This is a genomic window from Gordonia sp. 852002-10350_SCH5691597 (assembly GCF_001665715.1).
In the GTDB taxonomy this organism is placed as follows: Bacteria; Actinomycetota; Actinomycetes; order Mycobacteriales; family Mycobacteriaceae; genus Gordonia; species Gordonia sputi.
In genome coordinates this window covers 24,988-45,985 of record NZ_LZMO01000264.1, presented here as the reverse complement: position 1 = coordinate 45,985, position 20,998 = coordinate 24,988, and the positions used below count along the sequence as shown (strand labels likewise).

Genomic DNA, 20,998 nt, shown 5'->3' with positions numbered 1-20,998 from the left:
TGGGTCTACAACACCACCAACTCGTGCGGGCGCACATTCACCGGTTCGCATCCGTCGTCGGTCACGATGACGATGTCTTCGATCCGCGCGCCCCACTGCCCCGGGAAGTACACGCCCGGTTCGATCGAGAACGCCATCCCGGCCTCGAGGACGAGATCGTTGCCACTGACGATGTAGGGCTCCTCGTGAACGGACAGACCGATGCCGTGGCCGGTTCGGTGGATGAAGTTCTCGCCGAATCCTGCGTTGACGAGTACCTCGCGCGCGGCGGCGTCGACCTTTTCCGCGGTCACTCCCGGACGCACGGCGGCAACCGCTGTCCGCTGAGCGAGCTCGAGCGCGGCATACGCACGTGCCCTGTCGTCGTTTGGCTGGGCGAAGCAGTATGTCCTCGTGGAATCGGAGTTGTAGCCCGGTTCGACAGGTCCCCCGATGTCGATCACGACGATGTCGTCGGCTTGAATCACTCGCTCTGACTGCTCATGGTGCGGGTCGGCGCCGTTCGGTCCCGACCCGACGATGATGAATTCCGGCGCAGTGTGCCCCTCGGCCACGATCGCCTCGCCGATATCGGCGGCGACGTCGGCTTCCGTGCGTCCGGGACGCAGCCACTCACCCATGCGTGCGTGTACCCGGTCGATCGCGGCGCCTGCGCGTCGAAGGGCTTCGACCTCGTTGTCGTCCTTGATCATTCGCATCTGGCGAAGTACCGGCGTCGCGAGGACGGGGGCGGCTCCCAGACGATCTGCGATCGGCACCAGATGCAGCGCGGGCATCGACTCGGAGACCGCAACCGCAGCGGGAGCAGGCAATCCGGCGACCGCCAGCGCATGTGCGTCATCGCCGTCGACCCAGTCGACGACGTCGATGTCGAGTTCGCTGACCGCGGAGTCGCGCACGGAGGCGAGCTCGAGTCGAGCAATCACCAGCCGAGGGGTGCCGGCCGCGGGGATCACCAAGGCCGTCAGACGCTCGAAGGTGTCGGCCCGCGAACCGGTGAGATAGCGCAGGTCGGGGCCGGGAGAAACGATGAGGGCGTCGAGTCCGGCTTTGCCGGTCAGCACAGCGGCCCGTGCAAGGCGACGGCGGTACACCTCGGCGTCGAAACGCTCTTCTGCAGTGGCGGTCACGAGTCGAAGCCTACGCGGATGGCAGAGTTGAGACATGCCAGGATCCGTGATGTTGCTCGACGGCGCAAGCCTGTGGTTCCGCTCGTTTCACGCACTGCCCGAGAAGCTCACCGCCGCCGACGGACGGCCCGTGAACGCGGTCCGTGGATTCGTCGACACGATCGCCTCTCTGGTGTCCCAACACCATCCGACGCGTCTCGTCGTCTGCCTCGACCTCGATTGGCGGCCCGCGTTCCGCACGGATTGGTTGCCGTCGTACAAGGCCCACCGGGTGGCGCAAGAGGCGCCTCATTCTGGGGATGCAGGTCGAGAAGGACCCGACATCGAAGAGGTTCCCGACACCCTCACGCCGCAGGTCGACATGATCCTCGACGTGTTGGCCGCGGCGGGACTCACGACATCGGGAGCGGTTGGGTGCGAAGCCGACGACGTCATCGGAACACTTGCAGCGACCGAGGCTGACGACGACGTGATCGTCGTCAGCGGCGACCGCGATCTGCTGCAGGTCGTGGCCGACGACCCGGTGCCGGTACGCGTGCTCTACGTCGGACGCGGGCTGGCGAAAGCCGAGCTGATGGGACCTGCAGAGGTTTCCGACCGATACGGGGTGCCCGTCGAGCGCGCGGGCACCGCCTACGCGGAGATGTCGATGCTGCGCGGCGACCCGTCGGATGGCTTGCCCGGCGTCGCGGGGATCGGCGACAAGACCGCCGCGAAACTGATCACCACCTACGGCGACCTCGACGCACTCGAGGCTGCCGCCGACGACCCCTCGTCGACGCTCACTCCGCGCGTGCGTTCAGCTCTGCGTGACTCCACGGACTACCTTCGTGCCGCGCGCACCGTGGTCACTGTCCGCACCGACGCACCGACGGTGGAGAGCATCGACGATGATCACCTGCCGTCGGCGCCCGCCGATCCCGAGCGACTCGCCGACCTGATCGACGAACTGCGAATCGGTACGTCGGTGGGAAGGCTCGCCGATGCGCTCGGCTGGGAGTTGGTCTCGCGCTGATCAGCTCGTGGGACGCGAGACCTCGTACTTGCCGTCATCGTCGAGGATCGTGACCTTGACCTGCTGTTTCTGGCCTCCAACGGTGACCGAGCAGCTGAACGAGCTGCCCTTCTTCACGCTCTGACCCGACGGGCACGAGACGTTCGAGACATCGGTCGCCTGGTAGTCCTTGGTCAGCACCTGCTTCACGCCGTCCTGAACCGCATTCTGGTCGAGCGACTTCGGTGCCCACCCCGGCCAGGCGAACGCGGTGATGAGCAGGATCGCGGCAATGACGACCGCGGCTCCGATACCGCCGATGAGGGCCATGCGCTTGTTGTTCGACGACCCGGACGCGACCGACATCGCCGAGAACTGGTCACCCTGCTGGCCGGGCTGACCGAACTGACCGGGCTGGGTTGCCGCCTCACCCGCGGCGCCTGCCTGCCCATACTGTCCCGGCTGGCCGTACTGACCGGGCTGACTGGTCTGACCGGGCTGTCCGTACTGGGGTGCCTGTCCGTACTGGCCCGGCAGCGGCGGTTGGCCGTACTGGGGAGGTTGCCCGTACTGGCCCTGCTGCGGGGACGGGCCATACTGGGGCGGCTGTCCGTACTGGCCCGGCTGCGGCGGTTGGCCGTACTGGGGAGGTTGCCCGTACTGGGGCTGACCCGGCTGTCCGTACTGGGGTACCTGACCGTACTGGCCCTGCTGCGGGGACTGGCCATACTGGGGCGGCTGTCCGTACTGGCCCGGCTGCAGCGGTTGGCCGTACTGGGGAGGCTGTCCGTATTCGGGCGGTTGCTGGGAGTTCTGCCCCTGCTGGCTGTCCGCGCGCGGCTGGTCACCGGTCGAGGACTGGTCACCGGCGTTGTTGGGATCGTACGGATGGCTCATGCGTCTCTCTCTCGATCGGCCCGGCAGTGGCGCACCGGTGTGCAATGTCGAACGGTCACGGTATCGCGGCGTGACGCATTCTCCCCTGCCGTCGTCGCCGACCGATATGCGAAGTGAAGGTTACCCCAGCGAACTGGGGTCGTCGGTCAAGCGGTACACGACTCCCGATCACGTGAACCCGGCCGCGTGCACCCACTACGTCAACCGAGTTCGGCAGCGACAACACCGCGTCTGATCGCTCCGACCGCCGCGCGCGCCGAACGGGCGAGCGGAGCGTCGTCGCCGACGCCGAGTCGGACCTGTTCGAGGAGGTCGACGACCTGTCGGTTCCAGCGAACGAAGTCGCCGGGCGAGAGCAGGGTGCCGCGTTCGCCAGCAGCGGCCAACGACTCGGTCAATGATCGACCCGACGCCCAGAGCGACACCGCGACAGAGAAACCGGTGTCCGGCTCGCGTGTCGGCGACACCCCATGACGCCGCTCGACGTCGGTGACCTGACGCCAGATCTCGAGGGTTTTGGCGATCGCGGTCCGCAACTCGACGTTTCCGGGCATCGCGTCGGCGCCTGCATGGCTGTCGCGACGCGACTCGAACACCATCGCGGCGATCACCGCAGCAAGTTGCGGCGGTCCGAGCCTGTCCCAGATTCCGGCGCGGATGCACTCGGTCACGAGGAGATCGCTCTCGCTGTAGATGCGGCTGAGGAGCTGACCGGTTGGTGTCACCACCACCTCGCCACGCTCGTTTTCGACGTAGCCGAGTTCGGTGAGCACGCCGACGATCCTGTCGAAGGTCACGCCGAGTGTTGATGTGCGCTCGCTGATCGAGCGTTCCGCCGACACGATGTCCCGCACGAGCCGGTTTCGTTGCTCGGCGAGTCGGAACAGGTCGTCGCCGTTGTCGAGCTGATGAGCGGGGTGGGCGCGCAGTTGATGGCGCATCCGTGCCAGCTCTGTATCGTCTGCCGCCAGCGCCCGCTTCTTCTGGCGGCCCCGCGGCATCTCGATCCCGGTCGACCGCAGTGCCGACGCCAGGTCGCGGCGACCTCGTCCGGTCCTGCGGTCGGGGTTCTTGGGTAGCCGCATATGACCGAGAACCTCGGGCGGATTCACGAAATCCCGTGTACCCACGCGGCCGCACCAGGCGTCCTCGCTGAGAACGAGCGGCTTGGGATCTGCGGGCTGACTCGCGGCCTCGAGCACCACGGCGAGTCCGCGGTGGCGCCCCGATGACACACCGATGACATGTCCGCGTTTGAGTCCGGCGAGGTCGGCGACCGTCGACTCCTGCGACGCCACACGACTGCGGAACTTGAGATCACGCTCCCGCCTGCGAATCTCCTCGCGCAGCGTCACGTAACCGAGGAAGCCTCGATACGAGTCGGATCCGTCGGCCGTGCTGTCGGCCGGATCCTCGTCGTCGAGTGCGGTGATGGTGCCGGGTTCGATGCCGCGCTTGTCGGCGGCTCCCGCGAGCTCGACGTCGAGTTTGCGCAGTCGGCGGTACATGTCGTCGACCTTGCGGGCTTGTCCGACGACGGACCGGTCGGCCTGGAACTGCGCAAACGACCTGTTCAGCAGCTCACGTGATCCCGCGAGTCCGCGACGGCCGATCAGGTTGACCGCCATGTTGTATTCGGGCGCGAATGAGCTGCGCAGCGGGAACGTGCGCGCCCCTGCCAGGCCCGCAACCTGTTCGGGAACCAGCTCGGGCGTCCACACGACAACGGCGTGGCCCTCGACGTCGATGCCCCTACGACCGGCGCGTCCGGTGAGTTGGGTGAACTCGCCGGGTGTCAGATCGACGTGTGACTCTCCGTTGAACTTCACCAGGCGTTCGAGAACCACCGAACGAGCAGGCATGTTGATACCGAGCGCGAGGGTTTCGGTGGCGAACACCATCCGCACGAGCCCGCGGACGAACAGTTCCTCCACCGTGTGACGGAACGTCGGGAGGAGGCCGGCGTGATGAGCGGCGAACCCACGCTGCAATCCCGCACGCCACTCGTCGACGCCGAGTACGTCGGCATCTCCTGGGGCGATCTCGGTGAGATGGCGGTCGATGACTTCGTCGACGGCACTCGACTCCTCGGGCGTCAGCAACGACAGTCCTGACCGCAGACATTGGGCCAAGGCGGCGTCGCACCCCACGCGCGAGAAGATGAAGCCGATTGCGGGCAGCAGGCCCTCGCGATCGAGGCGAGCAACGAGTTGCGGACGCGAGAGGGCGCCCGGTCCCCTGCCGCGCGTCGACCGCGGTCGTCCACGACCGGAACGTCGATCGTGCCCACGACCGCTGTCGCGCTCGTCGGCCAGTAGCATCCGATGTCGGATGTAGCGTTTGAGTTCGGGGTTGACCTGGGGTTTGCCACCGTCGCGGTGAGAATCGAACAGGTCGAACATGCGCGAGCCGACGAGCATGTGCTGCTGGAGAGGCACCGGTCGATGTTCGTCGACGATGACGGTGACCTCGCCCCGTACGGTCTGAATCCAGTCGCCGAACTCTTCGGCATTACTGACCGTCGCCGACAAGCTCACCACCCGCACCGACGGATCGAGTCCGAGAATGACCTCCTCCCAGACCGCGCCGCGAAAACGATCGGCGAGGAAGTGCACCTCATCCATCACCACATGCGAGAGCCCCTGTAGTGCAGGTGAATTCGCATAGATCATGTTGCGGACGACCTCGGTGGTCATCACCACCACCGGGGCGTCGGAGTTGATCGAGCTGTCGCCGGTGAGGAGCCCCACATTCTGTCTGCCGTGAACAGCGACGAGATCGGCGTACTTCTGGTTGCTCAGCGCCTTGATCGGGGTCGTGTAGAAGCACTTTGTCCCGGCAGCCAACGCCAGATGCACCGCGAACTCACCGACGATCGTCTTTCCTGCACCGGTCGGCGCACACACCAGCACTCCCTGGCCGTCCTCGAGTGCGCGGCAGGCCAGACGTTGGAACTCGTCGAGCTCGAAGGAGAGGCTCGCCGCGAAGCGGTCGAATTCCGCGTGGTCAGTTGACATCGGTCTCGGCGGACATCGGGGTCAGAGAACATCGTCGAAGGTCGAGGCGTCGCGCACGGAGGCGCGGCCCTGCGGGGCCATTCCCGACGACACCGACGTGGGCGCTCCGACCGTCGACGGTCGCGGACGCGGCGATACATCGGGCAGAGGGCTCGCCTGGTCGTCTGGGATCGACGCCCAGTCGGGTGTGTTCCGATCGCGGCGCCGGTCGTTGAAGCGCGAGAACTGAATGGCCACCTCGAGCAGCACGGTCAGGGCGAGCGCAAGGGCGAGCATGGTGAACGGATCCTGGCCAGGGGTCACGATGGCCGCGAACACGAACAGGGCGAAGATCAATCCGCGACGCCAGGCCTTGAGCCGCGGATAATGCAGTACACCCACAGTGTTCAACGCGACGATCAGCAGAGGCAGCTCGAAGCTCACGCCGAAGATGATGAGCAGGTGGATCATGAACCCGAAGTACTGATCGCCCGCCAGCGCGGTCACCTGCACGTTGTTGCCGACGGTCAGCAGGAAGTGGAAGGCCTTCGCAACGACGAGGTAAGCCAGCACAGCGCCGGCCACGAAGAGCACCGCGGCTGCCGTCACGAACGAGATCGCGTACTTGCGTTCCTTCTCCAGCAGGCCGGGAGTGACGAACTGCCAGATCTGGTAGAGCCACACCGGGCACGCGAGCACGACGCCCGCGGTCAGTGCGACCTTGAGGCGCAGCATGAACTGATCGAATGGCCCTGTCGCCAGGAGGCGGCAGGAGTCGTCCGCGGTCAGGGTCGCGCGGGATGACGCGGGTAGCGAACAGTAGGGCTCACGGAGCAGATCGCCGAGCGTCGGGAGTCCGAATATCCCGTAGGAGTACCAGACGAAGCCGAGGATCGTCGTGACGACGATCGCGGCCATCGAGATGAGCAGACGGGTACGCAGCTCGAACAGATGCTCCACCAACGGCATCGTGCCGTCGGGGTTGAGTTTGCGCTTGCGGTACCTCGGGTCGAATGGAATCCGCACTCAGGTGTCCCAGTGCGCGGCTACGCCGACTTCTTGGTCTGATCCGGGGCGGATTGCGCAGTGGTGCTCGCGTCGGAGGACGGGAGTTCACGCTGCGGTGTGGCTTCGTCGGGGGATGCTGTGGTCTTGGGAGGGGTCGAATCGCCCTCGCGCTGCATCTCCTGGACCTCGCTCTTGAAGATCCGCAGCGACTGACCGAGGCCACGCGCCGCGTCGGGAAGCTTCTTTGAGCCGAACAGCAGTAGCACGACCACCAGCACGATCAGCCAGTGCCACCACGACATTGCACCCATCAGGATTACCTTCCGCTTGTCTTCACAACGATCCTACCGCGACACTCAGCGATAGCGCGCTCGCGCTGCGCGTGCGGCATTGGTCACAGCGTCGTCGATATCTCGATCGTCGACGACCCGCACGGTGCCGCCGAACCCCAGGAGGAATCGCGTCAACCACTCCGGTGAGCCGTACGCGAGTCGACCCCTGATCGGCTCATCGCTCTCCTTGGCGACGACCACGTCGTCGAGCGGATCGATCCGGTAGTAGTCGAGAACCCAAGCCTGCTCAGGATCGATCTCGATCTCGACCGAGCGGTGGTCGGGGTCGTCGCCGAGAAGCACGGACTGCTGCGTGCCCGCCACGGACGCGGGCGGAGTCGACGGCTCGTCGCGTAGCTGTGCGGCCTCGATCCGGTCGAACCGGAACAGGCGCACGCCCTCGCTGCCTCTGCACCAGGCTTCGAGGTAGGTGTTGGAGTTCAGTCCCTGCAGGCGTATCGGATCGACGACCCGCTGACTGACCGAATCGCGCGTCGCCGAGTAGTACGTGAGGTCGAGTGCGCGGCCTTCGGTCACCGCACGCCGCACGGTCGCGTAGGTCGGGTTCTTCTCGTCGTCGTCGACCGACACCGTCGCGACCGCCGGAAGTGATTTTCCGACGGCTTGTTCGATCTTGGCGATGGCTCGCCGCGCGGCCTGCTGGTCGAGAACACCTGCCATATCGACCAGTGCTTGCAGGGCCACCAGCAGCACGCTGGCCTCGGCGCCGGTCAACCTCAGCGGGCGGTCCATGCCCGCCGTGAACCCGACATCGACATAGCCTTCGGAGAACTCGAGCTCGATGAGGTCGTCCGGGTAATAACCCGGCAGTCCGCAGACGAAGAGCTGCTCCAGATCTTTGCGGAGTTGTGCAGGTGTGACCCCGAGGTCACTCGCGGCCTTCTCCATGGAGATGCCGCCGCGCGTCGAAAAGTAAGGGACGAGCGCGAGAAGTCGGCTCAAGCGCCGCGATTGTGCGGTCGACATCAGGCGTTCACCCCGCCGATCCGGTCGAGACCCGCGACCACGAGGTCACGTAGTTCGGCCGGTTCTCGAACCACCGCGTCGGGGCCGACGGCCAGGATCATGCGGGCCAGCGTGCTCAGTGACCTGATCTCGATGACGAGATCGTCACCGTCCTCACCGTCGAAGACAGCAGGTGTGCTCGACGTCGCCAGACGTCGAAGCCCTGCCGCCCGGCCGCTCGCCACCCAGACACGTGCCGCGCGACCATCCGAACCGGTCGCGGAATCGACTGCGTCGGCGACGATCTGCTGCAGGTCGGTGTGCTCCGGACGGTGTACGACCCCGGCCGACCCGGTGGCGGTGACATCAGAAAGCCTGCTCAGCCGGAAGGTCCGTGTTGCCTCGCGACCACGGTCGTGGCCGACGACGTACCACCGACCCCGATGAGTCACCACGCCCCACGGTTCGAGCGTCCTCGTCTCTCCCGACGACGTCGCGCCCGCGCGGTAGGTGAACGTGATGGCCTGGCCACCGTCGATCGCTGCCAGCGTTGGCGCGAGAGACTGCTCACCACCGAGGGAACGCTGCGATACCGCCGCAACACCGATCTCGTCGTCGGCACGGACGTCGATTCCCGCTGCCTGGAGTTTGAGGACGGCGGTCTGCGAGATGGTCGAGACGTCGGAGTTGTCCCAGAGCGCTGCGGCCATCGCGATGGCCGCAGCCTCCTGCTCATCGAGCGTGATGTCGGGCAGTGAGTACGAGTCTGGATCGATGCGATATCCCTCGATCCCGCTCTCCGGCGAAGGACCGGTGACCAGCGGCACCCCGAGATCGCGCAGATCGTTCTTGTCACGCTCGAACATCCGATTGAACGCCTCGTCGGAACGCTCCTGGTCGTGGTAGCCGGACACGTTGCGGTGGATGTACTCAGCGGTGACGTATTGCTTGGTCGAGAGCAGACAGATCACCAGGTTGATCTGACGCTCGACTTTCGACGTAACCACGCCATGCAGCTTACGGCTACATGGATGCGATCAAGCGATCGACGCGCTCGTCGACGCTGCGGAACGGGTCCTTGCACAACACCGTGCGCTGAGCTTGGTCGTTGAGCTTCAGGTGGACCCAGTCGACAGTGAAATCGCGACCGGCCTTCTGCGCCGCGGAGATGAAATCACCGCGCAACTTGGCCCTCGTCGTCTGGGGCGGCTCGTTGACAGCGGTCTTGATCGCCTCGTCCGTCGTCGCGCGCGTGACCAAACCCTTGCGCGAGAGGAGGTCGAAGACACCTCGTCCGCGTTTGATGTCGTGATAGGCCAGGTCGAGTTGCGCGATCTTCGGATCCGACAACTCCATCGAGTACTTGTCCTGATAGCGCTGGAACAGCTTGCGCTTGATGACCCAGTCGATCTCGGTGTCGACCTTCGAGAAGTCGTCGGCCTCGACGGCGTCGAGCATCCGTCCCCACAGATCGACCACCATGTCCATCTCTGGATCCGGCGCGCGATTGACCAGATGCTCGACGGCACGTGCGTGGTACTCGCGCTGGATCTCCAGTGCTGTGGCCTGCCGTCCACCCGCGAGGCGGACCGGGCGCGTGCCCGTCGTGTCGTGGCTGACCTCGCGAATCGCGCGGATCGGGTTGTCGAGAGCGAAGTCGCGGAAAGCGACCCCTGCCTCGATCATCTCCAGCACGAGTGCCGCGGAGCCGACCTTGAGCAGAGTGGTCATCTCCGACATGTTGGAGTCGCCGACGATGACGTGGAGTCTGCGGTATTTCTCGGCGTCGGCGTGGGGCTCGTCGCGCGTATTGATGATCGGACGCGACCGCGTCGTCGCCGACGACACGCCCTCCCAGATGTGCTCGGCACGCTGCGAGAGACAGAAGGTGGCGGCCTTTGGCGTTGCGAGCACCTTGCCCGCACCACAGATCAGCTGGCGGGTGACGAGAAACGGTAGCAGGACGTCGGAGATCCGGGAGAACTCCCCCGCTCGGACGACGAGATAGTTCTCGTGGCATCCGTACGAGTTGCCCGCCGAGTCGGTGTTGTTCTTGAACAGGTAGATGTCGCCGCCGATACCTTCGTCGGCGAGTCGCTGTTCGGCGTCGACCAGGAGATCCTCGAGTACCAGCTCACCGGCGCGATCGTGGTTGATCAGCTGGATGAGGCTGTCGCACTCGGCCGTCGCGTACTCGGGGTGCGACCCCACATCGAGGTAGAGGCGCGCGCCGTTCTGCAGGAACACATTCGATGAGCGCCCCCACGACACGACCCGTCGGAAGAGGTACCGCGCGACCTCGTCTGGACTCAGTCGGCGATGGCCGTGGAAGGTGCAGGTGACACCGAATTCCGTCTCGATGCCCATGATTCGACGTTGCACTCTTCAACCCTACCCGCGGAATCCGGCGTCGACCGGTTGCACGATCAGGACGCGCCCGAATCGCTCGGGGCGTCGCCCGCCGCATCGCCGCTGCCGTCGGACGGTGTCGATTCGCTCGACTCTGCGGCAGGTGCGGGCAGCAGGTCGGCCACCGCCGTGGCGGTCAGTCGTCGGAACGCGCGCCTGGGGCGATTGCGGTCGAGGATCGCGACCTCGAGATCGCCAGGGCTCAGTTCGCGTGGCGCAGTTGGGGTTCCGTTCGACGCCTCAGTCGGGGTCGAGAGCGCGTCCACCGCGATCTTCAGGGCATCTGCCAGTTGCAGATCGGGCTCGTAGCTGTCCTTCAGCGCCGCCGAAATGGCATCGGTGGCGCCGCCCATGACGATGAACCGCGTCTCGTCGGCGATCGAGCCGTCGTAGCTGATGCGGAACAACTGCGAGGGCTTGGGTTTTCCGAAACGGGCGACCTCGGCCACGCACAACTCGACTTCGTACGGCTTGGGCTGCTCGGTGAACACAGAACCCAACGCGTTTGCGTACGTGTTGGCCAACGAGAGCGCCGACACGTCGGCCCGATCGTACGAATAGCCACGCATGTCGGCGAGCTGGATACCTGCTTTGCGCAGACTCTCGAACTCGTTGTATTTGCCGACAGCGGCGAAGCCGATCCGATCGTAGATCTCACTCGTCTTGCGCAGGGTGTTCGACGGATTCTCCGCGACGAAGAGCACGCCGTCGGCGTAGGTCAGGATGACCACGCTGCGCCCACGGGCGATTCCCTTGCGCGCGAGATCCGAGCGATCGCGCATGATCTGCTCGGCACTTGCGTAATACGGGAAGGTCATCGCGGCGCCTCCTCATGCTCTGCAGCTCTGCGCTCGATGATCGCCCGGGCTGCCGCCTCGATGTCGGCGGGTGGAACCTCTTGCGCGCCTTCGGCACTCACGACGACGGCGGTCGGGAAGATCTTGCGGACGATGTCGGGACCACCTGTCGCCGAATCGTCGTCGGCCGCGTCGTACAGCGATTCGACGGCGATAGCGAGCGCCGAGCCGGCGTCGAGATCGTGACGGTAGAGCTTCTTCAACGACGACTTCGCGAACACCGAACCGGAGCCGATGGCCTGGTAGCCGCCGAACTCCTCGTGGCGGTCACCGGCGACGTCGAAGGAGAAGATGCGACCCCGCTCGGTCGGGCTGTCGTGGTCGATGTCGTAGCCGACGAGGAGCGGGATGGCGGCCAGCCCCTGCATCGCGGCGCCGAGGTTGCCGCGCACCATCGAGGCAAGCCTGCTGACCTTGCCGTCGAGGGTCAGCGGAACACCCTCGATCTTCTCGTAGTGCTCGAGCTCGACGGTGAACAGTCGGACCATTTCGATGGCGATACCGGCCGTGCCCGCGATCCCCGCCGCCGAGTATTCGTCGGTGACGTAGACCTTCTGCACGTCGCGAGTCGCGATGATGTTGCCCATCGTGGCGCGTCGATCGCCCGCGAGCACCACACCGCCGGGAAAACTCACGGCAACGATGGTGGTGCCGTGCGGGATCTCGGAGGTGTCGGTGGTCGAGGTGAAGGTGCCCATGCGTTCAGCTCTCGCCTGTGGCAATTGGTCGGGCGCGTTGACCCGCAGATAGTCGGTGAACGACGAGATGTCGGCGCCGAATGTGGGGTGGGAACTTCTGGTGGGACCGGACGGGGACAGTGAACCGAACGTCTCGCTCACTGGCCACCCTTCTGCACGTACGCGCGCACGAAGTCTTCAGCGTTCTCTTCGAGCACGTCATCGATCTCGTCGAGGAGGTCATCGGTGTCCTCGGCGAGCTTCTCACGCCGTTCCTGGCCCGCACTGCCGTCGGAGCCGAGTTCGCCGTCGTCTCCACCGCCGCCGCGAGTGGTCTGTTCCTGCGCCATGTGCACTCCTTAGGTTTTGCCGGGGCTCCGCCCCGGCCTGTGACTGCGCCTCTGGTCACCGCTCTTCGTCGTCAGCGACATCGCTCGCTTTACTCGCTCGTCGCTTCCTCCTGCATCGCGGTGCGGCGCAGTCACATCCAACTCGTGAATCCACACTACCGGGGGTTCAAGCGAAAAGAGGGTTGAACACGTCCCCGTCGACAACGGGTCAGGTCGTCAGTTGATCGACCAGCTCGGACGCCGAGTGCACGGAGTCGAGGAGTTGGCCGACGTGTGCCCTGCTTCCGCGCAGCGGTTCCAGCGTCGGAATCCGCACCAGCGAATCGCCACCGAGGTCGAAGATGACCGAGTCCCAGCTCGCTGCGGCGACGTCGGCGCCGAACCGGCGCAGGCATTCGCCACGGAAGTATGCGCGAGTGTTCTCCGGGGGTTCGGTGATCGCGCGCGTCACGTCGGCTTCGTCGACGAGTCGCTTCATCGAGCCGCGCGCCACCAGACGGTTATAGAGGCCCTTGTCGAGTCGGACGTCGGAGTACTGCAGGTCGATCAACTGCAGTCGCGGGGCCGACCAGCCGAGTCCCTCGCGCTGCCGGAACCCTACCAGAATGCGGAGCTTTGCGGGCCAGTCGAGGATGTCGGCGCATTCCATCGGGTCGCGCTCGAGCCGGTCGAGCACATCGGCCCAGGTGCTCAGCACGTCCATCGCTCGCGCGTCGTCGGAGTTCTCACGCTCGTGGAACTTCGTGCATCGTTCGAGGTACTCACGCTGGAGTGCCAGCGCGGTGAGTTCGCGGCCGTCGGTCAGCGCCACCGTCGCCTGCAGCGTCGGATCATGGCTGATCGCGTGTACCGCCGAGACCGGGCGCGCGAGTTCGATGTCGGAGAAGTCGACGCCGGCCTCGATGAGGTCGAGTACCAGCGACGTCGTGCCGACCTTGAGGTATGTAGCGGTCTCGGCAAGATTGGCGTCGCCGATGATCACGTGGAGTCTGCGGTAGCGCTCGGGATCGGCGTGCGGTTCGTCGCGGGTGTTGATGATGCCGCGCTTGAGCGTGGTCTCTAGTCCGACTTCGACCTCGATGTAGTCCGAGCGCTGCGAGAGCTGGTAGCCCGCTTCGTCGCCGGACTGGCCGATGCCGACGCGACCCGCGCCGGTGATGACCTGACGCGAGGCGAAGAAGGTCGTGAGGCCCCCGATGACCGCGGTGAATGGCGTGTCGCGACTCATCAGGTAGTTCTCGTGGGTGCCGTAGGACGCACCCTTTCCGTCGATGTTGTTCTTGTACAACTGCAGACGCGGAGCGCCGGGCACACTCGCGACGTGGCGGGCTGCTGCCTCCATCACCCGCTCGCCCGCCTTGTCCCAGATCACCGCATCGAGAGGATCGGTGACCTCGGGGGCCGAGTACTCGGGATGCGCATGGTCGACGTAGAGACGCGCCCCGTTGGTGAGGATCATGTTCGCGGCGCCGATCTCGTCGGCGTCGATGATGGGTGCTGGTCCGGTCCCGCGCCCCAGATCGAATCCGCGGGCATCGCGCAGCGGTGATTCGACCTCATAGTCCCAGCGCGTGCGCTTGGCGCGCGGCACCCCGGCTGCTGCGGCGTACGCGAGCACCGCCTGTGTCGACGTCATTATCGGATTCGCGGTCGGGTCGCCTGGCGCGGAGATCCCGTACTCGACCTCGGTGCCGATGATTCGCTGCATGGTATTGAGACTAGATGTCGGTCGGATGAAAGGTCGGACCCACCACCTCGCATCGGTCGCACCGGCGACGCTCGTGTGGGACCTTCTACACGTGAAAGCATTCCGCCGGTTCACCGTTCGGGTTCCGTTGCCCGCTCCCCTGTCCGATCTCGCCGTTCTCGCTCACAATCTCCGCTGGGTCTGGCATGCACCGACCCAGGATTTGTTTGCCACCATCGACCCCGCCAGGTGGGAAGGGACCGGTGATCCGCTGCGGTTGCTCGCGGAGGTGTCGCCCGAGAGACTCACCGAGTTGTCCTCCGACACTGAGTTCCTCGCGCGACTCACCGCGCTGCGTGCAGACCTCGACGAGTACTGCACGTCACCCCAGTGGTACGGCGATCGCGCGGCGTCGGGAGACCCCATGCCCGATGGAATCGCCTACTTCTCGATGGAATTCGGCATTTCCGAAGTGCTCCCGATCTACTCCGGCGGTCTCGGCATCCTCGCGGGCGACCACCTCAAGGCGGCATCGGATCTCGGTCTTCCGTTGATCGGCGTCGGGCTCTTCTATCGGTGCGGCTACTTCCGGCAGAGTCTTTCGCACGACGGGTGGCAGATCGAGCGGTACCCGGTCAACGATCCGGGTGCGCTACCGCTGGCGTTGCTGACCGACGCCGCGGAGAAGCCTGTGATCATCGAGATCTCGATGCCCGGCGGACGCACGCTGCACGCACAGGTGTGGCTGGCCACCGTCGGTCGAATCCCGTTGCTGCTCCTCGATTCCGACATCGCTGCCAACGACGACGAACTGCGCGGGATCACCGACCGTCTCTACGGCGGCGATCAGGACCACCGCATCAAGCAGGAGATCCTGCTCGGCGTCGGTGGGGTGCGCGCGTTGCGTGAATACGTCCGTCTCGCAGAACGCGCACAGCCCACCGTCTTTCACATGAACGAGGGCCATGCGGGGTTCCTCGGTGTCGAGCGAGTCCGCGAGCTCGTCGACTCCGCTGGGCTCGACTTCGATTCCGCGGAGTCCGTGGTCCGAGCGTCGACGATCTTCACGACGCACACCCCCGTCCCCGCCGGAATCGACCGCTTCCCCGACGATCTCGTGCGCTTCTACCTCGATCCGGGACCCGACGGAACGTCGAATCTGTTGCCGGGGCTGTCGGCGAGCACGGTTCTCGAACTCGGCGATGAATCGAATCCGGGTGTCTTCAACATGGCGCACATGGGTTTTCGCCTCGGTCAGCGATCCAATGGGGTGTCGCAACTGCACGGCGCGGTCAGTCGCGAGATGTTCTCCGACCTGTGGCCCGGGTTCGACGCCGACGAGGTGCCGATCGGTGCGGTCACCAACGGCGTGCACGGACCGACGTGGGTTGCGCGCAAATGGCAGGACGTCAGCGGGGGCAACGAGGACGCCGCACCTGCGGTCTACGCGGCCTTGCCCGCCGCAGACCTCTGGGCGATCCGCTCGGAGTTGCGCGCTGGACTAGTCGACGAGGTCCGACGTCGCGCCTATGCAAGTGGCCGCGACCGCGACTTCACCGACGCCGAACTCGGTTGGACCGCAGATCTTTTCGACCCCAACTCGTTGACCATCGGCTTCGCGCGACGGGCGGCCACCTACAAGCGACTGACGCTGATGCTGCGTGACCCAGACCGGATGCGCCGGATCCTCACCGATCCGGAACGGCCGGTGCAGCTCGTCGTCGCGGGTAAGGCGCATCCGGCCGACGACGGCGGCAAGGCGCTCATCCAACAGATCGTGAAGTTCACCGAGGATCCCGAACTGCGCGACCGCATCGTCTTCCTCCCCGATTACGACATCTCGATGGCGAGACACATCTACGCAGGCTGCGACGTGTGGCTCAACAATCCGGTACGTCCCATGGAGGCGTGCGGAACGTCGGGGATGAAGTCGGCGCTCAACGGCGGACTCAACCTGTCGATCCTCGACGGGTGGTGGGACGAGATGGCCGACGGCGAAAACGGTTGGGCAATTCCGTCGGCCGAAGGTGTGAACGACGAGAATCGTCGCGACGACCTCGAGGCCGAGGCTTTGTACTCGCTGCTCGAGGAGACCGTCGTGCCGCTGTACTACGCACGCGAGAACGGCGTGCCGACGCGCTGGGTGGAGATGGTCCGCCACACTCTCGCGGTGCTCGGTCCCAAGGTGCTCGCGTCGCGCATGGTCCGCGACTACACCCTCGAACTCTATGTGCCCGCTGGGATTTCGTACCAGCAGGCGTGCGCCGACGGGTACGCCTTGGCCACCTCGCTCGCCTCGTACCGTTCGACGCTCGCGTCGTCGTGGAAGTCGGTGGCGATCGCCGGGATCGACGAGTCGACGACACCCGACGACGAGCTCGACCTGACGGCGCACGTCTCGCTCGGCGAACTCGCGCCCGACGAGGTGACCGTGCAAGCCGTGCTCGGTCGGGTGACCGACGACGGCGACATCTACGACGCGGTGCATTCGCCGATGGAACCGGTGCCCGGGACAGATGCCTCCGGCCGAACGCGCTTCCGCGCGGCGGTCGCACCGTATCGATCGGGGGTGCTCGGTTACACCGCGCGTGTGCTGCCGCGGCATCCGCTGCTCACCGACGATGCCGAACTGGGCTTGGTGCGCTACCCGGCGTCGGCGGGTGAACCGCCCGCGATGCCGTCGTAAGCCCGAAACGCGACGGGGACAGACACAACTGCGGCCGACCCGTTATGGGTCGGCCGCAGTTGTCTGTATCGAAGGCCTACACGTACTGAAGGCCTCAAGTACCGAAGGTCTACAAGTACTGACCGGTGTTGGTCTCGGTGTCGATCGCACGGCTTGCGCCGGAGCTCTTGCCGGTGACCAGCGTGCGGATGTAGACGATCCGCTCGCCCTTCTTGCCCGAGATACGCGCCCAGTCGTCGGGGTTGGTGGTATTCGGCAGATCCTCGTTCTCGGCGAACTCGTCGAGGATCGAATCGAACAGGTGCTGCACCCGCAAACCGGGGGCGCCGGTCTCCAACTGCGACTTGATCGCGTACTTCTTCGCACGGTCGACGACGTTCTGGATCATCGCGCCGGAGTTGAAGTCCTTGAAGTACATGATCTCCTTGTCGCCGTTGGCGTAGGTGACCTCCAAGAACCTGTTCTCGTCACTCTCGGCATACATCCGCTCGACGACCTTCTCGATCATCGTGTTGACGCATGCGGTGCGATCACCGCCGAACTCGTTGAGATCGTCGGCGTGTACCGGTAGTTCCTCGACGAGGTACTTCGAGAAGATGTCGATCGCCGACTCGGCGTCGGGTCGCTCGATCTTGATCTTCACGTCGAGACGTCCCGGCCGCAGGATTGCCGGGTCGATCATGTCCTCGCGGTTGGACGCGCCGATCACGATGACGTTCTCGAGGCCCTCCACACCGTCGATCTCGCTGAGTAGCTGTGGCACGACAGTGGTTTCGACGTCGGACGAGACGCCTGAGCCGCGGGTACGGAAGATCGAGTCCATCTCGTCGAAGAAGACGATGACGGGCGTGCCCTCCGACGCCTTCTCACGTGCACGCTGGAAGATCAATCGGATGTGGCGCTCGGTCTCGCCGACGAACTTGTTGAGCAGCTCGGGACCCTTGATGTTCAGGAAGTACGACTTCGCTTCCTTGGCATCGTCGCCGCGCGCAGTTGCGATCTTCTTGGCAAGCGAGTTGGCGACCGCCTTGGCGATGAGCGTCTTGCCGCAACCGGGAGGTCCGTAGAGCAGCACTCCCTTTGGTGGACGCAATGCGTAATCGCGGAACAGATCCTTGTGCAGGAACGGCAGTTCGACGGCGTCGCGGATCTGCTCGATCTGCCTGCCGAGACCACCGATGTCCTCATAACCGACGTCCGGCACCTCTTCGAGGACGAGATCCTCGACCTCGGCCTTGGGGACTCGCTCGAACGCGAAGCCGGCCTTGGTGTCGATCAGCAGCGAATCGCCGGGGCGTAGCTTGCGACGCTTACCGTCCTCACCGTCGACATCACCGAGCAGTGGTTCGGCGAGCCACACGACCCGCTCTTCGTCGGCATGGCCGACGACCAGTGCGCGTTGACCGTCGCCGAGAACCTCGCGCAACGTGCTGATCTCACCGACCGAATCGAACTCGCACGCCTCGACAATGGTCAGCGCCTCGTTGAGGCGCAGCGTCTGACCCTTGCTCAACGAGTCGAGATCGATGTTGGGCGAGCAGGTCAGCCGCATCTTGCGGCCCGACGTGAAGACATCGACGGTCTGGTCGGGATAGATCTCGAGAAGTACGCCGTATCCACTCGGCGGCTGTCCGAGGCGGTCGACCTCTTCGCGGAGGGCTACGAGTTGCTGTCGTGCTTCTTTGAGGGTCTCGAGGAGCTTGGCATTGCGTGTCGTCAGGTTGTCGACCCGCTCCTGGAGGTCCGAAGCGTCTGCTTGACGTCCGAAGGACGGACGGCCGGCTTCTGCGCGCAACGGGGGCGTGTAAGCAGGAGTGAATTGTTCCCCGGCGGAATTGCTCGCGGTCTCGTCTGCCACATTCTCACCGGAGGCTTCATGGCGATCAGATTCGGTCATTGCTGACTCCTCTCCCCGGCAACGACCCCAGTGGGTTGCGCCGTAACACCACGCTACCGGGAGGCAGCAAATATCGCCGCGCACCGCGCGATACGCGGTGTTGACGGTGTGTTAAATGTGAGTCTTCGCAACGTATTCGCGGTGTTTCTCCGAGGGGACCGCGTTTTGTTCATACCTGCTGCGCTGTGCTCATCCCTTTGTCGGACGACGCTGCGGGCGCAGCGTCGTGACGCCGTCGGCCAGGCGCCGTGCGGTGATGAGAAAAGCCGTGTGTCCTTGCATTTTGTGCTCGGGGCGCACCGCGAGACCCACAGCGCTCCAGTCACGGACGAGCGATTCCCACGCGTGCGGCTCGGTCCAGCACTCTTGTTCACGAAGCGCTTCGACGACCCGCGAGAGTTGCGTGACCGTTGCCACATACACGGTCAAAACCCCGCCTGGTTTCAATACCGTTCGAACGACATCAAGGGTTTCCCACGGCGCGAGCATGTCGAGGATGACGCGATCGAATCGCTCATCGGTATCGATCTCGACGAGGTCGGCGACGGTCAACGACCAGTTGGCGGGCGTCCCGCCGAAGAATGTCTCGACATTGCGACGGGCGTAGTCGGCATGATCCTCGCGGATCTCGTACGACACGACTTCGCCCTCGGACCCGACGGCCCGCAGGAGCGAGCACGTCAGGGCTCCGGAGCCGGCGCCCGCCTCGAGAACACGAGCACCCGGGAAGATGTCGCCCTCGCTGACGATCTGTGCGGAATCCTTGGGGTAGATCACCTGCGCACCGCGCGGCATCGACAGGACGAAGTCGACGAGCAATGGTCGTAGAGCGAGGTACTCGGTGCCGCTGGTGGCGGAGACGATGCTGCCCTCGGGAGATCCGATCAGATCGTCGTGCGAGATGGCGCCACGGTGGGTGTGGAACTGTTTGCCCTCTTCGAGATTGACCGTGAACTTACGGCCCTTGGCGTCGGTGAGCTGGACCCTGTCGCCCACGACGAACGCGCCACTCGACGCCATGTGTGTTTCCTCTCGAGACTGATGTGACGCATGTGACCGATGAGAAACATCCGAGGTCAGGGTGCGCATGTCGGGCGGCAGCAATGTCACTGCCGCGACCTACCCTGCCAAATGTGAGCATGACTTCGTACCCCGGGTCCTCCGCCGACACCATCGCCCAGAACGACGGCGCGGCCGGACACCCTGCGACCTCGCCCGCCCAGGCCACCGCGACCTCCTCGGCGTTGAGTACCGAAGCGAGCGGGCAGGGACATGGGCTCGGACATGGGCGGGGACTCGTCGGCCGGCCGCTTGCCCTGTCACCGTCGAGGGCCGCCGATTTCAAACAGTGCCCGTTGCTCTACCGCTATCGCGCCATCGACCGGTTCCCGGAGACGCCGACGCAGGCGCAGACACGCGGCACGGTCGTCCACGCGGCGCTGGAGAATCTGTTCGATCTGCCCGCAGAGCTCCGTACCCGCGAGTCTGCCGAATTCCTCGTCGAGGGCGCGTGGGCGGCGATGTGCGAAGCCGACCCGTCGCTGGGGGCGATCCTCGACGGCGACGACGACAAATTCGTCGAGAAGGCGATCAAGCTGATCGGTAACTACTACCGCCTCGAAAACCCCACCGCGTTCACACCCGAGTCCGTCGAAGAACACGTGGAGATCGAAAGCGACGACGTCCTGATGCGGGGCTTCATCGACAGAATCGACGTCGCGCCGACCGGCGAGATCCGAATCGTCGACTACAAGACCGGCCGCGCGCCCGGTGAAGGGTATGAGGCCAAAGCGCTGTTCCAGATGAAGTTCTATGCGCTGGCGATCCTACGGATTCGGGGTGTGGTGCCCCATCGGCTCCAGCTCATGTATCTCTCCGACGGCCAGGTGCTCAGCTACACGCCCGACCGCGACGAGCTCGAACGGTTCGGTCGTACCCTCTCGGCCATCTGGCAGGCGATCCGCGAAGCAGTCGCCTCCGGCGACTTCCGGCCTCGACGGTCCGCCCTGTGTCGGATGTGTGAACACAAGTCTCGGTGCCCTGAGTTCGGTGGCGAGATACCGGAGTACCCCGGTCCCCCGCCCGGATTTGTCGCCTGATCGCGCGACCGGT

17 protein-coding genes are annotated in these 20,998 nt (G+C 65.2%); 3 read left to right on the top strand and 14 right to left on the bottom strand.

The window, feature by feature from the left end; all coding sequences use genetic code 11:
- Positions 1-5 precede the first annotated feature (5 nt).
- Entirely contained in the window at positions 6-1,166 is a 1,161-nt protein-coding gene (locus A5777_RS19930) for a M24 family metallopeptidase (RefSeq protein WP_064863971.1), read from the bottom strand.
- Between the two features lie 13 nt (positions 1,167-1,179).
- Between A5777_RS19930 and A5777_RS19925 the strand changes: the two genes are divergently transcribed.
- Positions 1,180-2,145 (top strand): 5'-3' exonuclease, encoded by a 966-nt coding sequence (locus tag A5777_RS19925; protein ID WP_197502429.1) that lies wholly within the window; start codon positions 1,180-1,182, stop codon positions 2,143-2,145.
- Here A5777_RS19925 and A5777_RS19920 read toward each other — a convergent pair whose 3' ends face one another.
- The 11 genes from A5777_RS19920 to dop all read right to left on the bottom strand — a co-directional run bounded on the left by A5777_RS19920 (position 2,146) and on the right by dop (position 14,324).
- Entirely contained in the window at positions 2,146-3,021 is an 876-nt protein-coding gene (locus tag A5777_RS19920) for a DUF4333 domain-containing protein (protein ID WP_064863969.1), read from the bottom strand.
- Positions 3,022-3,221: 200 nt separating this feature from the next.
- Positions 3,222-6,038: a DEAD/DEAH box helicase gene (locus tag A5777_RS19915; RefSeq protein ID WP_064863968.1), complete on the bottom strand. Its 2,817-nt coding sequence runs from the start codon at positions 6,036-6,038 to the stop codon at positions 3,222-3,224.
- 21 nt (positions 6,039-6,059) lie between these two features.
- A complete protein-coding gene (gene tatC / locus A5777_RS19910; RefSeq protein ID WP_005202947.1) occupies positions 6,060-7,043 on the bottom strand; it encodes a twin-arginine translocase subunit TatC in 984 nt (327 codons plus the stop codon).
- A 20-nt stretch (positions 7,044-7,063) separates the two neighbouring features.
- A complete protein-coding gene (gene tatA / locus A5777_RS19905) occupies positions 7,064-7,336 on the bottom strand; it encodes a Sec-independent protein translocase subunit TatA (protein ID WP_064863967.1) in 273 nt (90 codons plus the stop codon).
- A gap of 45 nt (positions 7,337-7,381) precedes the next feature.
- Entirely contained in the window at positions 7,382-8,344 is a 963-nt protein-coding gene (locus A5777_RS19900; protein WP_064863966.1) for a helix-turn-helix transcriptional regulator, read from the bottom strand.
- The gene (locus tag A5777_RS19895) at positions 8,344-9,330 is read right to left on the bottom strand and encodes a helix-turn-helix transcriptional regulator (RefSeq protein WP_005202942.1); all 987 of its coding nucleotides are present in this window, start codon (positions 9,328-9,330) and stop codon (positions 8,344-8,346) included. The genes A5777_RS19900 and A5777_RS19895 overlap by 1 nt, the downstream gene beginning before the upstream one ends.
- 16 nt (positions 9,331-9,346) lie before the next feature.
- Entirely contained in the window at positions 9,347-10,705 is a 1,359-nt protein-coding gene (gene pafA, locus A5777_RS19890) for a Pup--protein ligase (protein WP_049697377.1), read from the bottom strand.
- A gap of 44 nt (positions 10,706-10,749) precedes the next feature.
- Positions 10,750-11,550, bottom strand: a complete 801-nt coding sequence (gene prcA, locus A5777_RS19885) for a proteasome subunit alpha (protein WP_064863965.1) — start codon at positions 11,548-11,550, stop codon at positions 10,750-10,752.
- Entirely contained in the window at positions 11,547-12,428 is an 882-nt protein-coding gene (gene prcB / locus A5777_RS19880) for a proteasome subunit beta (RefSeq protein WP_005202936.1), read from the bottom strand. Before prcB ends, prcA begins: the two co-directional genes overlap by 4 nt.
- Positions 12,425-12,616, bottom strand: coding sequence for a ubiquitin-like protein Pup (locus A5777_RS19875; protein ID WP_005202935.1), 192 nt, complete (start codon positions 12,614-12,616; stop codon positions 12,425-12,427). Before A5777_RS19875 ends, prcB begins: the two co-directional genes overlap by 4 nt.
- A 208-nt stretch (positions 12,617-12,824) precedes the next feature.
- Positions 12,825-14,324 carry a depupylase/deamidase Dop gene (gene dop / locus A5777_RS19870; protein WP_064863964.1) on the bottom strand — a complete coding sequence of 500 codons (1,500 nt, stop codon included), beginning with the start codon at positions 14,322-14,324 and terminating at the stop codon, positions 12,825-12,827.
- A gap of 91 nt (positions 14,325-14,415) precedes the next feature.
- Between dop and glgP the strand changes: the two genes are divergently transcribed.
- Positions 14,416-16,989 carry an alpha-glucan family phosphorylase gene (gene glgP, locus A5777_RS19865; protein ID WP_064864018.1) on the top strand — a complete coding sequence of 858 codons (2,574 nt, stop codon included), beginning with the start codon at positions 14,416-14,418 and terminating at the stop codon, positions 16,987-16,989.
- 109 nt (positions 16,990-17,098) lie between these two features.
- Here glgP and arc read toward each other — a convergent pair whose 3' ends face one another.
- Positions 17,099-18,886: a proteasome ATPase gene (gene arc / locus A5777_RS19860; protein ID WP_064863963.1), complete on the bottom strand. Its 1,788-nt coding sequence runs from the start codon at positions 18,884-18,886 to the stop codon at positions 17,099-17,101.
- Positions 18,887-19,075: 189 nt separating this feature from the next.
- Positions 19,076-19,906 carry a tRNA (adenine-N1)-methyltransferase gene (locus A5777_RS19855; RefSeq protein WP_064863962.1) on the bottom strand — a complete coding sequence of 277 codons (831 nt, stop codon included), beginning with the start codon at positions 19,904-19,906 and terminating at the stop codon, positions 19,076-19,078.
- Positions 19,907-20,025: 119 nt separating this feature from the next.
- On the opposite strand from A5777_RS19855, the gene A5777_RS19850 reads away from it, so the two are divergent.
- Positions 20,026-20,985 carry a RecB family exonuclease gene (locus tag A5777_RS19850; RefSeq protein WP_156529438.1) on the top strand — a complete coding sequence of 320 codons (960 nt, stop codon included), beginning with the start codon at positions 20,026-20,028 and terminating at the stop codon, positions 20,983-20,985.
- Positions 20,986-20,998 lie beyond the last annotated feature (13 nt).